General features: G+C 53.6%; 8 protein-coding genes. 6 read left to right on the top strand and 2 right to left on the bottom strand.

Translation table 11 applies throughout. The annotated features are described in order from the left end of the window. The first annotated feature begins 28 nt into the window (after positions 1 to 28). The 3 genes from nosR to CWE12_RS12400 are packed head-to-tail and all read left to right on the top strand — an operon-like array spanning position 29 to position 4,568. Positions 29 to 1,402 carry a response regulator c-di-GMP phosphodiesterase, NosR family gene (nosR, locus tag CWE12_RS12410; protein ID WP_126790034.1) on the top strand — a complete coding sequence of 458 codons (1,374 nt, stop codon included), beginning with the start codon at positions 29 to 31 and terminating at the stop codon, positions 1,400 to 1,402. After that, positions 1,399 to 3,495, top strand: coding sequence for an EAL domain-containing protein (locus CWE12_RS12405; RefSeq protein ID WP_126790033.1), 2,097 nt, complete (start codon positions 1,399 to 1,401; stop codon positions 3,493 to 3,495). Before nosR ends, CWE12_RS12405 begins: the two co-directional genes overlap by 4 nt. After that, positions 3,495 to 4,568 (top strand): extracellular catalytic domain type 2 short-chain-length polyhydroxyalkanoate depolymerase, encoded by a 1,074-nt coding sequence (locus CWE12_RS12400; RefSeq protein WP_198675755.1) that lies wholly within the window; start codon positions 3,495 to 3,497, stop codon positions 4,566 to 4,568. Before CWE12_RS12405 ends, CWE12_RS12400 begins: the two co-directional genes overlap by 1 nt. Position 4,569: 1 nt before the next feature. Here CWE12_RS12400 and CWE12_RS12395 read toward each other — a convergent pair whose 3' ends face one another. Further along, entirely contained in the window at positions 4,570 to 5,943 is a 1,374-nt protein-coding gene (locus CWE12_RS12395) for a sensor histidine kinase (protein WP_126790031.1), read from the bottom strand. Positions 5,944 to 6,222: 279 nt separating this feature from the next. Between CWE12_RS12395 and CWE12_RS12390 the strand changes: the two genes are divergently transcribed. After that, a complete protein-coding gene (locus tag CWE12_RS12390; RefSeq protein ID WP_126790030.1) occupies positions 6,223 to 8,253 on the top strand; it encodes a methyl-accepting chemotaxis protein in 2,031 nt (676 codons plus the stop codon). Between the two features lie 36 nt (positions 8,254 to 8,289). On the opposite strand, the gene CWE12_RS12385 is transcribed toward CWE12_RS12390, so the two are convergent. Continuing rightward, complete coding sequence (locus CWE12_RS12385) at positions 8,290 to 9,225, bottom strand: LysR family transcriptional regulator (RefSeq protein WP_126790029.1); 936 nt, start codon at positions 9,223 to 9,225, stop codon at positions 8,290 to 8,292. 104 nt (positions 9,226 to 9,329) lie between these two features. Here CWE12_RS12385 and aceK point away from each other — a divergent pair, with 104 nt between their 5' ends. Then, positions 9,330 to 11,060, top strand: a complete 1,731-nt coding sequence (aceK, locus tag CWE12_RS12380) for a bifunctional isocitrate dehydrogenase kinase/phosphatase (protein WP_126790028.1) — start codon at positions 9,330 to 9,332, stop codon at positions 11,058 to 11,060. Positions 11,061 to 11,175: 115 nt separating this feature from the next. Further along, entirely contained in the window at positions 11,176 to 12,765 is a 1,590-nt protein-coding gene (gene aceB / locus CWE12_RS12375) for a malate synthase A (protein WP_126790027.1), read from the top strand. Positions 12,766 to 12,771: the final 6 nt, after the last annotated feature.

Raw genomic sequence — 12,771 nt, 5'->3', positions numbered from 1 at the left:
TCCGAAAACGAAAGGAACAGGAAAGACCATGGCGACAACGACGATTCGAGTCTTATTAGTAGATGATGAAAGCAATGTGTTGAGTTCGCTGCAGCGTCTGCTTCGCAACGAAAGCATGCAGATCCGTACGGCCGGCAGTGGCAAAGACGCGCTGGCGCTGATGGAATCTGAAGAAATTGATATTCTGGTGTCCGATTCGAAAATGCCGGAAATGGATGGCAGCGAATTGCTCTCCCTGGTGCAGAAGCGCTGGCCGCACTGTATCCGCATTCTGCTGACGGGCTATCCGGAAATGGAAAGCCTGATCAAAAGTATCAATCAGGGGCATCTCTATAGCTTTATTCAGAAGCCGTGGGATGATAACGAAGTACGCGGCGTGCTGCGCCAGGCTGCCCGTCTGGCCTACGCGGAGCGCGAACGGAGCCGGTTGACCAAGTTGATCCAGGCACGTAACCGCAAGCTACGTGACCTTAACCAGCAGCTGGAACTGAGCGTTACTAAACGCACCAATGCGCTGCGTAAAGCCATCCAGTTACGCGACAAAGCGTATAAAAAGCTGGAAAAGAGTTATATGAATTCGACTGAGGTCTTCGCTGCATTGATTAACCAGCGGTTGCCGAAGTCTCGCCAGACCAATGGTAAGGTCAGCGCTCTGGTTAAAGCCTATGCTGAAGAGGCTGGTTGGGATGCCGTCCGGATCAACGATATGACCATGGCGGCGGCCTTATATAATCTGGGGAAGGTTACCTGGAGTGACGAACACCTGATGACGCCCAGTGATACCTTTCGGGGCCGTGACCGGGACAAATTCCGGACCTATCCGGAACTGGGAGAAAGCTTATTGATGTCGCTGGAGCCATTGCAGCGGGCCGCTATTATTATCCGGCATCATCAGGAGCGCTGGGACGGCCGCGGCTTCCCGGGACAGCTGGAAGGACGCAACATCCCTGAAGAGTCACGTTTATTAAAGCTTGCAGTAGATTTTATTGAGCTGCAACGGGGCATGATCCTGGATCGGCTGATGAACCGGGATGATGCACTGGAGAACCTGGGAATTTTTGCTGACCGTGTTTATGACCCGGATATGACAGCGCGTTTTATTGCGCTGGTGCATGATAAAGCGCCGGATCTGGAACCGTTGCCGGATGGTGTTATTTCCTGTCGTCTGAACCAATTAAAAGCAGGCATGTTGGTGAAGAGCAACTTGCTGACCGACAGTGGGTTTTTATTGCTCAATGCTGGCAGCATACTGACACCGGGCATGATTGAAAAGCTGATGGTGTTTGAGCGTACCCGGCGTGAACATTATCAGGTGCATATCGATGTCTCCAGTGATGAGCATGTGACGCCGGACGATGAAGCCTCTGAATCCGCTGAGACGAGCGGTAGCCAGGACTCATGACGCAACGTCCGCAGTTGCCGATCGCCAGTATGGTAGGCGCGCTTGACGCCATGCCGGTGAGTGTCATTATCGCCGACGCAAAGGTAGCGGACATGCCCATTGTCTATACCAATCCCGCTTTTGAGGCGTTAACCGGTTACACCAGCGACGAGGTCCGGGGCAGAAACTGCCGTTTTCTGCAGGGGCCGGATACTGCGACCGAGGAGGTCACCCGGGTTCGACGAGCCTTGCAAAACGGGCAGTCGGTGCAGGCGGTTTTACGTAATTACCGCAAAGACGGCGAGGCGTTCTGGAATGAATTAACCCTGGTGCCTTTGCTGGATGCGAACGATGCGCTGGTATTTTATATGGGGGTGTCTCGCGATGCGACCCGCGAGGCGAACTTAAGCGCAGAGCTGGATCATTATACCAGCCATGACCCTTTAACTGGCCTGCCTAACCGGGCGCTACTGGAAGAACGTCTGGAGCAAAGCGTACGCCTGAGTCAGCGTTATAAACGGGAACTGGCGGTGGTGTACCTGGATCTGGATGGCTTCAAGCCGATCAACGACCACTTTGGCCATCATTTCGGCGACCGTTTATTGCAGAAAGTAGCGAAACGGCTGCAAGCGTTGATTCGACCCGGGGACACCCTGGCACGGGTTGAAGGCGATGAGTTTGCGATAGTGCTCTCCGACCTGGCGAACGCCACCGATGTCGTGATTATACTCGAACGTATTCTGGCGCAGGTAGCCGAACCGATGAACGTCAGCGGCATGGACGTGCAGCTGTCGGCGTCTATCGGGGTGACCCTGAGCTCCGACGAGGTGGAAGACCCAATGGTCCTGATCCAGCAGGCAGATTTGGCGATGTACCAGGCGAAACAACGTGGGCGTAATAACTTCCAGTGGTACAGCGGTGACCTTAACGCCTCAGTGGCGCAGTTTATTAATATTCGCAATCAACTTTCGAAGGCGATCGAAACTGACCAGTTTAGCCTGGTCTACCAGCCGAAGTTTGATTTACGCAGCGGCCAGTGTACCGGTGTGGAAGCGCTGGCGCGCTGGACTCACCCGGTGCTGGGGGAGGTATCTCCCAACGAATTTATTCCGGTAGCAGAAAAGACCGGTTTAATCGTATCCTTAAGCGAATGGGTCATTCGCCGGGCGGCCGAGGACTTTAAACGGCTGGTTTTAGCAGACCCCGATCTGCCCAGTGTGTCGGTCAATATCTCCCCATTGCATTTTCTTCGTGAACACTTTGTCGAGCGCCTGGCTGAACTGCTGACCGAATGTCAGTTGGATGCACAGTACCTTGATATTGAAGTGACCGAGTCAGTGCTGCTAAAAGACCCCGAAACGACGGTGCGCAAGATGCTGGCGCTGAAAGAGCTCGGTGTGCATCTGTCATTGGATGATTTTGGCACTGGCTTTTCAAGCCTGAACTACCTTAAACGGCTGCCCATAGACACCCTTAAAATTGACCGCAGTTTTATTGCTGACCTTGCGCACAATAAAGGCGACGCGGCGATCATTCAGGGTATTGTGTCGATGGCGCATCACCTTAATATGAAGGTGGTTGCTGAAGGCATCGAGACCAAGGCGCAGTACAGCTTTTTACGTCGCGCGTTGTGCGATGAGATGCAGGGTTACTACCGCGCTCGACCGATGCCCCTGGACGACGTCGCCCAGTTTCTCGCATTGCATGAGGGGCTGACAGAGCCGGAAGACGATGAAATACGGCCGACCCTGTTGCTGGTTGATGATGAACCAAATGTGCTGCGTTCACTGAACCGCCTGCTACGCCGTGACGGGTATCACGTACTGACGGCGGAAACCGCTGATGAGGCATTTGAATTACTGGCTCAGCACCAGGTGCAGGTGATAATTTCTGATCAGCGGATGCGCCATATGAATGGCACCGAACTGCTTAACCATGTTAAGTCAATGTACCCGGGTATTGTGCGCATTGTGTTGTCTGGCTATATGGATCTGGAGTCGGTGACGGCGGCGATTAATCAGGGACAAATCTATAAGTTCTTAACCAAGCCGTGGGACGACAAAGAATTACGCGACGTCGTGCGCAAAGCGGTACGTTTGGCTGAGGTGCCATGATGAAAAAATCTATCCTGGTGGCGCTGTTATGTGGCGTCGTGTTGAGTGGCTGCAGCGGGCAGGACGAGCCTTCTGAAGTTGATGAATCAGGCTTGCCGCGGCTGAATATCGACCCGTTGCGGGTAACCGTTTCCGGCTTGTCCTCCGGTGCCTATATGGCGCAGCAGTTTCATTTTGCTCATAGCGAACGGGTGCGCGGCGCCGCACTAGTAGCGGGCGGTCCCTATGACTGTGCTCAGGGCAGTCTGGCGACTGCGTTAAGTCAGTGTATGGGGAATGGGACTAACCCGCCGGACAGCGAACAACTGCTGGCCCTTATTCGGCAGCGTGCGGAGCAACGTACGATCCAGCCACTGGAAAACTTACGCCAGGATCAGGTCTGGCTATTTCGCGGAGAGCGCGATAACACGGTCGGCGATGCTATCTTCAACCGCGCCCATGACATCTACCAGCAGTTTGTCGAGCCAGCGAATATCGAGCAGATAACCCGTGCTGAAACCGGCCATTTGTGGCCGACGCTAACCAGTGGCGGCGATTGTGCGGGCAGCGAATCCCCGTACCTTGGTAACTGCAACTACGATGCGGCTGGCGAGTTACTGGCAGCCTTATATGGCTACTTACATGAACCGGGTTCCGGCGAGCGTGCACTGGTGACCTTTGACCAGCAAATGGCTGGCGGGCGTTTTGCTGACAGCCTGGCCGATGAAGGCTATTTGTACGTCCCGGAGGAATGCGCGCAAGGGCAAGCGTGCAGCCTGCATATTAGCTTCCATGGCTGCAACCAGCATAGCGCCGCGGTGGGCGACCGTTTTGCCCGTGAGTCAGGGCTCAACCGATGGGCAGACAGCAACCGTCTGGTTATTCTTTACCCGCAGGTGCGTCCGTCTACGACGGAGCCAATGAATCCACAAGGTTGCTGGGACTGGTGGGGTTACACCGGTGCTGATTACGCCACCCTGGATGGCCTGCAAATTGAAGCAGTACTAAAGATGATTAATCGAATGGCAGGCGTTGATGTAAACACTGATGTAGACATGCACGCAGACACAGAAACGGGTGCGCCCGAGAACTAACTCATGCTGAATGTGATGCTTTTTCACCGGCGACGCGCCGGTAATTGAGCGGCAACTGCATGCTAACGGTGAGCCCCTGGCCGGGCTGGCTGCTTAACGCCAGTTCACCTCCTAATTGCTGATGGACCAGATTGAACACAATCGACAGACCGAGCCCAGACCCACCCCCGGTGCGGTTGGTCGTAAAAAACGGCTCAAAGGCGTGTTCTAAGTTACTGCCGGACATGCCTTTCCCATTATCCCGGTAAATGCAGTAAAGCACCTGTTCATCATGCTCACAGTGGATATCGATGCGCGGTGAGCGAAGCTGGCCGGATTCTGCAAACGCATGCTCACAGGTGTTGGTAATCAGGTTGGTGAAAATTTGCGCCAGCGCACCAGGGTAGGTCGTCACTTCTAAATCACTCGGGCAGTCAATGACCACCTGAGGTGCATAACGTTTTAATAACGGGCGCAGACTGGCCACAATGGTATGCAGATAGGGCCCAAGTAAGAAGGTCGAAAGTTCAAAATGCGACTGGTCCACTGCGGTACGTTTAAAATTCTGCACTAAGGTACTGGCCCGGCGCAAATTGTTGCTTAGCAAGCCGTATGCCTGGGCTGTTTCGCTAAGGTAGTCATTGAGCTGGGTGTGGGTGAGTGCTTTGTCATCGAACGACCGCTGCAGCCGACCGCGCATTTCTTCACAGTGACTAATAGCAGTGACCGCTACGCCAAGAGGGGTGTTGACCTCATGGGCCACACCCGCAACCAGTTTACCCAGTGCCGCCATTTTTTCCGCTTCCAGCAACTTGGCGGTGCGTTCCTGCACCTGCTGTTCAAGGGCAGCATTCTGTTGAATAAGCTGACGCTCGTAAAGGTTGCGCTCGCAGGCAGACAAGGCCCGCCCGTAAAGGTCGGCGTGAGCGGCAACAAAGCGCACTTCGGGGGCGGTCCACTGGCGCCCGTCACCGGTGTGCTCAGCACAGACAATACCGACCATTTCACCACGGTGACGAATGGGGGCATCCAGCATTGAACTTATCCCTTCCGCTTGCAGGTAGTCGTCGCTGAACTCCAGAGTGGCCGGGTGATGGTGGGCATCGTCAGCAATAATAGCGCGTTCACTGTGTAACGCGGCAAAGTAGCGGGGGAACGCCTGGCGAGTGATCTCAAAGGCTCCTTTCTGGCTAAACTGACCGTGGTGGAGTGCCAGTTTGACGGTGAGAGCAGTGCCCTTGCGGTTAAAAAACCAAATGCTCACCCTCTCGATTTGCAGCCCGTCAGCCAGGCTGCTCAGCAGTAACTCGCCGGCAGCATCAAGATCGCCACTGTCGATAGTAGCGGACTGAGATACATAGAGCAGCTTATCATCCAGATGATTAAGCAAGGTCATCGACTGATTAATTCCTGATGGGTAGGCATTTGTTTAGCATACTCAATGGTGCAGCCAGTGCAACAAAAATAGCGCAGGGGTGGTGCGCTTGATGCAGCGCAAAAGGCGGTCTGTTTGCGGTTTTATTCAGCTAATTGTCGCTAACATCTGATAAAAGCATTCGATATACTGGCCTTTACAAAAAGTACGTTCAGCGGGTAGCGTAGGAAAAAACGCAGCATTGCGACTCGCTTACAAACAAAAAAATAAACCTAAAAACAATAAAAACCAGGGGATGTCATGCACGGACTTCAACAGTTAATGAAAAAGATTTCAGCGCGGATCATAGCAGGCTTCATTGCGGTCGCTATCCTGGTCGCCGCGGTGGGTCTGGCGGGTCTCCATTTTATGGACGACGTAGAACAAAACCTGGTCTATGTCAGCGATACCACAACACCGACAGTAACCACGGCGGCTCAGCTAAAAAATGCGATGTATTCAGCCAACGCGTTGGTCGGGCGGGCGCTGACCACTCACTCAATTAGCGAATTGGGTGAACTGCAACAGGATTTTGAGATTGCCAGCGAGGTTTTTGCTACCAGCTACCGGCGCCTTAGCGAGCTGGTTACTGACGAGGCACTGCAGGCATCGCTTGAAGATGCGCAGACCGCACGTGAGGCCTTTGAACAGGAAGCGATGGTGGTGTTTGCTCACCAACAAGAGCTGATAGCGGTTGAGGCCGACGTGGCGCGGCGTTTAAATGAGTTTGACCGCACGGCGGCGTTTCTGACAGGCGAGCTCGGGGACATTTCGTATCAGGCAGAGCAACTGCTGCAAGACGTCGAGCTGACCTCTGCCGCGGTCAACCTGCAAAGCCTGGTGATGGAGGTGCAGTATCTGACCCGTGACCTTCTGAGTCAGTCCCATGTGCGGGCGGCACGACCCTTGCGCGAAGAACTGGAACAGGTGTTTATGATCTTCGAGTTTCCACTCGAAACGGTGATGGCGAGCGACGATGCTGACTTGCGTGCTGTGGCAGTCTCGGTGGAGGAATTGCTGGAGGAATGGCAGCGACTGGCGTTTGCCGAGGGACTGCTGTTCGATTTATACGAAGAGCAACTGCAAATTTCAGAAACTGTTCGTCTGTCGCTCGACGATATGGTGAACGAAGTTGATGCCGTTAATTTTGCTCTCGATGACGTCGAGAGTGCGGCGGACTCGCTCAACTCATCAGCCGCGACGGATGCTCGCGAAACGGTGAACCAGGCGTTCTGGATTATTCTTACCATCGTGGTGGTTGCCTTTATTCTCGCTATTGTACTTGGCATTTGGGTCACCCATGCCGTGACGCGGCCACTTGGCGGTGAACCTTCACAGATGCAGGAAATTGCGACGCAAATTGCAGAGGGTGATTTACGGGTTGAGGCGCAAGGCGATGAGCGAGGCGTGCTGCGCGCTATGCTGGTGATGGCAGATAAACTGCGTGACTTGCTGGCCGAGATCACTGAGGCGAGCAGCTCGCTGAGTCGCTCGGCAGATAACACCACTGCTATTGCTGGCGATGCGAATGATTTGATTCAGGAGCAGGAGCAGGCGATTGAGCAAACCGTGACCGCGATTTCACAAGTGGTGTCGACGGTTCAGGGAATCGCGGATAGCGCTGCAAAAGCCTTTGAAACCACCCAACAGGTGCAGAGCCGTACGGACGAGGCCGAGCAGGCTTTTAAAGAAACAGCTCAGGCGATTCAACAGGTTGCTGATGAAGTCGAACGCGCCGCCAGTGTGGTGCAAGGCGTCGAAGCGAAGAGTCATGAAATTGGCACAGTCCTGGAAGTGATCGAAAATATTGCAGAACAAACCAACTTACTTGCGCTCAACGCGGCAATTGAAGCGGCCCGTGCTGGTGAACAGGGCAGAGGCTTCGCTGTGGTGGCAGATGAAGTGCGTTCATTAGCGCAGAAAACCCAGGACTCGACGCTTAATATTCAGAGCATTATTCAGGGTCTGCAACAGGAAACCCAAAGTGCAGTGAACGTCATGACCAGTTCACAGGCACAGGTGGTGCAAACCCTGGATAAATCAGCCCAGGCGAGTACGGCGCTGGATGTTATTCGTAGCTCGATGGGTGAGATGACGGATATTAACGATCAGGTTGCCACCGCCTCTGAAGAACTGGCTAGTGTGACTCAGGAAATCCAGACCAATATTAATGGCATCAATGATATGTCGACGCGTTCAGCGGAAGGGTCGGCGAAGATGACAGAGGCCAGTGCCGAGCTGGGCAGAGTGGCGGATAGCCTGCGCGGGCTGGCAGCACGCTTTACGGTATAAAAAGTCTGGCGGACATGCTGGGGAGCCACGGCTCCCTTAGCAGCGTGCGGCGACTTCAGCGACCAGTTGGCGGAACCAGCGATGGCCGTCGTCATGTTGCAACAGCGGGCTCCAGATCATTTTTAATTCAATTTCCGGGATAGCAAAGGGTGGTTCGCGTAATACCAGGTCAGGACTGTCTTCGTACAGCATTGCCGCTTTGCGCGGCAGGGTGGCGATGAGCCCTTCCTTGGCCAGATACATGGCAACATGGTAGTTACGGGTAAACACTTTGATCCGGCGTTGATGGCCTAAGCGATTGAGTGCTTCATCTACCCAGCCCAGCTTCTGCACGTCGTTCGGGTCCATCCCGATGCCGACCCCAAAACCCGTTTTACTGACCCAGGAGTGGCGTGCGTTGAGGTACTCATCGAGGGTGTAGTTGTTGATCAGTGGATGCTCTTTATGTAGCAGACAGGCGAAGTCATCTTTCCATAACAGCTTTTGATGGAATGACTGCGGCAGCTCGTCAAAGCGATTCACGGCGATGTCGACCTTGCCGTTTTCGACGTCGTGAAAGCTGACGTCACTGGGTGTCATCAGGTCAATAGTGACCTGCGGTGCCTGCTCACGTAAGGCACCCAGCAGCGGCGCCATCAAGGTAGAAGCGGCATAGTCTGAAATCATAATGCGGAACACACGTTCACTTTCCGCGGCGACAAAGGTGCGCGACGGCTGAATAACCTCTTCCACACTATATAGAATCTGCCGCACCTGAGACTGCATTTCCAGGGCTCGCTCAGTGGGCATCATGCCTTCGCTGGTGCGCACCAGAATAGGGTCATTAAGAAGCGTGCGCAGCCGCTTCAAGCCGTTGCTCATAGCTGGCTGAGTAATGTTGAGCTGCTCAGCCGCGCGGGTCACATTACGCTCGCGTAATAATGCGTCCAGATAGACCAGCAAATTGAGATCGATATGACGAAACTGGTTCATAGATACAATAAACTTCTTTAATGTTAAATGCTAAGTTACATAAGCAAAGTGAATTATAGGGTGCCTTAGCAAGCGCTAAAAAACAATCACAAAAAGAGGCTGACATGGCTCAGGCAAACCGCATTGCCCGTTTGATTTTACAAGGATTTCAACGCCACTACCGGATCTTCGGTGAACTGACTGATGATGCGGGTCAGCGTTTCCAGCAGGGGGACTGGCTGGGTTTACAGCATCTGTCGCGTGAACGTATTTCTTATTATGACGAACGGGTGGCTGAATGTGTCGGGGAACTAACCACCCAGTTGCCGAGCGGGTCGCCTGACAGCGAATTGTGGCAACAGGTAAAACAGGACTATATCGGGCTGTTGAGCTTTCATCCGCAGGCCGAATTAGCGGAAACCTTTTTTAATTCAGTGTTTTGTAAGTTGTTCCATCGCCGCTATTTTCACAATCAGTTTATCTTTGTTGAAACGACGATTGAGGGGCGCATTCCGGTGCCCGTCGAGGCCGAGTATCGTTCCTATTTTCCGGTCGAACATGGGGTGCCTGAGACGCTGCTGCAAATTATTCAGGACATTGGCTTTGCAGCGCCCTTTGCTGATCTGAAAGAGGATGTCGAACGATTACGCCGGGCCTTCAGCGAGCAAACGCGGCAACATAACCTGCAGGCACACCAGCTGCGCCTGGATGTGCTTAAGCACCCCTTTTACCGCAACAAAGCGGCCTATGTGATTGGCCGGATTGTCACCACCGAACGTTCTTACCCGTTCATTGTGCCTGTGCTTCGCGGCAACGACGGACATCTGCTGGTTGACGCCTTACTGACAGACCCGCAACATTTGAGCGTTATCTTCAGTTTTGCACGGGCTTATTTTATGGTCCGGGCGCAGGCGCCTTCGGCCTTGGTGCGCTTTTTACAGAGCCTGTTACCACGCAAAAGCAAAGCCGATTTGTATTCCGCCATTGGCCTGCACAAGCAGGGAAAAACCGAGTTTTACCGCGAACTGCTGCTTCACCTGCAGCGCAGTGACGATCAGATGGTAGCGGCGCCGGGTATTCGAGGCCTGGTGATGATGGTGTTTACCTTGCCGTCCTTCCCTTATGTGTTCAAAGTTATCCGTGACCGCTTTGGCAGCACCAAAGAGTTCGGGCGTGACACTGTGGTTGCGCGCTATCAGTTGGTTAAGCGCCATGACCGGGTTGGACGGATGGCGGATACCATCGAGTATTCTGATGTGGCATTGCCGCTTAACCGGATCTCTGCTGACCTGCTGGCAGAATTGGAGTCGAGTATTGGCGAGTCGATGAAAATAGAAGGGGACACTCTGATCATTCGTCATTTATATATTGAAAAACGCCTGACGCCGCTGAATATCTATCTTGAGTATGCGGATGAGGAAGAAACCCGCGCCATTCTTGATGATTACGGGCGGGCACTGAAAGATATGCTGGCGGCGAATATCTTTCCCGGTGATATGTTGTTGAAAAACTTTGGCGTTACCCGCGGGCGCCGGGTGGTGTTTTATGATTACGACGAAGTGCAGTACCTGACGAGCATGAACTTCCGTGCCATGCCAAAAGCGAAAGATCAACAGGACCTGCTAATGGATAGTGAATCAGTTTCGGTTGGCCCGCACGATGTGTTTCCACAGCAGCTGGCAACCTATGTATTTGCCAAACCTAAGCTGCGGGCGATATTCACCGAGCAGCATCCCGACTTACTTGAGGCAGAGTATTGGCAGTCGCTCCAAAGCAGTATTCGGCAGGGTGAAGTTGCCGATATCTTTCCATACCCCAGCCAGCTTCGTTTTCCGCGCTATAAGTCTGGTGAATGACGTTTATAAATTCACAGAAGAAATGGCTGTCATATAAACTATAAATTTCATTGATATAAATCTCAGCGCTATGCTCAATCCAGGTTAACAACGACGTAACAACTTGGATGAAGTTATGAGCGATACACAACTGAAGTTTACCAAACCAGCTACAGCAGCCAGCGAGCAGATATTTACCGCCAGCGCGGTTGAATTCCTCAACCAACTGGCGACGCATTTCGCCGGCGAGATACCGGCGCTGCTTGCCCAGCGGGAAGCGGATCAAGCCCGCTACGACAACGGTGAGTTACCAGACTTCGACCCCGCGACGGCGGCTATTCGGGACAGTGACTGGCGAGTGGCTGAGATCCCCCGCGACTTGCAGAAACGACGCCTCGAGATCACCGGTCCTGTCGACCGCAAGATGGTAATTAATGCCTTAAATGCGGATGTGGATGTGTTTATGGCTGACTTTGAGGATGCTCAGTCGCCGACCTGGGATGGCCTTATCGACGGGCAGCTCAATCTGCGCGACGCTAACCGCGGTGAAATCAGCTTTGAAGACACGGCCAAGGGCAAACGTTATCAGCTAAACGAGAACCCTGCGTTGCTGATTGCCCGTGTGCGTGGCCTGCATTTACCTGAAAAACATATTCTGCATCAGGGTAAACCGCTGCCTGGGGCACTACTCGACTTTGCTATGTATGTCTTTCATAACCATCAGCAGCGGCTGGCAAATGGCAGCGGCGTTTATTTCTACCTGCCGAAACTTCAACACAGCCGCGAGGCTGCCTGGTGGTCAAAGGTATTCACCTTTACTGAGGACTACTTCGAGCTTAAGCGCGGCACCATTCGTGCCACGGTGCTTATCGAAACCCTGCCTGCTGTGTTCCAGATGCATGAGATCCTGCATGCACTGAAAGAGCACATTGTCGCGCTCAACTGTGGCCGCTGGGATTACATTTTCAGTTACATCAAAACCTTGCGGGCTCATGCCGATCGAGTATTGCCTGACCGCCAGGTCGTCAGCATGGATAAACCATTTCTGAATGCCTACTCACGGTTGTTGATTCAAACTTGTCACAAGCGCGGAGCGCTGGCGATGGGAGGCATGGCGGCCTTTATTCCAAGCAAAGACGAGGCCGAAAACGAACGTATTCTGGCCAAAGTCAAAGCGGACAAAGAGCAGGAATTTGGCAACGGTCATGATGGCACCTGGATCGCTCATCCCGGTCTGGCAGCAACGGTGAAGGAGGTCTATCAGCGTTACCTCGGTGATAGCGACAACCAGTTGCAGGTGCTGCGCGAAAATGACACTGACATTGACCAGGCGTTGCTGCTGCAGCCATGTGAGGGTGAACGCACTGAGCAGGGCATGCGGGCCAATATCCGGGTCTCGGTGCAATACATTGCGGCCTGGATTTCAGGCAAAGGCTGTGTACCTATATACGGTCTGATGGAAGATGCGGCGACAGCGGAAATTTCGCGGACCTCAATCTGGCAATGGATTACTCACGCCCAGCTGCTGAGTGACGGGCGCACCGTAACGCGCGAACTGTTCGAAAGCATGCTGGCTGAGGAAGCCGAGGTGGTTCGCAACGAGGTCGGCGAAACACGCTGGGAGGCGGAGAATTTCGCCCCGGCTGTAGAGTTATTTGCCCGCCTGACAGTGGCAGACCAACTCGATGACTTCCTAACCCTGCCTGGTTATCAGTTACTTGATTAGCCAGCG

It is taken from the genome of Aliidiomarina sedimenti, from assembly GCF_003986955.1.
In the GTDB taxonomy this organism is placed as follows: Bacteria; Pseudomonadota; Gammaproteobacteria; order Enterobacterales; family Alteromonadaceae; genus Aliidiomarina; species Aliidiomarina sedimenti.
The sequence above is the reverse complement of the archived record's forward strand: the minus strand, read 5'-3'. Positions and strand labels throughout refer to the sequence as shown.

Bases quoted from the DNA above. Each gene is read 5' to 3' on its own strand.
- CWE12_RS12400 (WP_198675755.1), top strand. From the start codon at position 3,495: ATGAAAAAATCTATCCTGGTGGCGCTGTTATGTGGCGTCGTGTTGAGT.
- CWE12_RS12405 (WP_126790033.1), top strand. From the start codon at position 1,399: ATGACGCAACGTCCGCAGTTGCCGATCGCCAGTATGGTAGGCGCGCTT.
- aceK (WP_126790028.1), top strand. From the start codon at position 9,330: ATGGCTCAGGCAAACCGCATTGCCCGTTTGATTTTACAAGGATTTCAA.
- CWE12_RS12390 (WP_126790030.1), top strand. From the start codon at position 6,223: ATGCACGGACTTCAACAGTTAATGAAAAAGATTTCAGCGCGGATCATA.
- aceB (WP_126790027.1), top strand. From the start codon at position 11,176: ATGAGCGATACACAACTGAAGTTTACCAAACCAGCTACAGCAGCCAGC.
- CWE12_RS12385 (WP_126790029.1), bottom strand. From the start codon at position 9,225: ATGAACCAGTTTCGTCATATCGATCTCAATTTGCTGGTCTATCTGGAC.
- CWE12_RS12395 (WP_126790031.1), bottom strand. From the start codon at position 5,943: ATGACCTTGCTTAATCATCTGGATGATAAGCTGCTCTATGTATCTCAG.
- nosR (WP_126790034.1), top strand. From the start codon at position 29: ATGGCGACAACGACGATTCGAGTCTTATTAGTAGATGATGAAAGCAAT.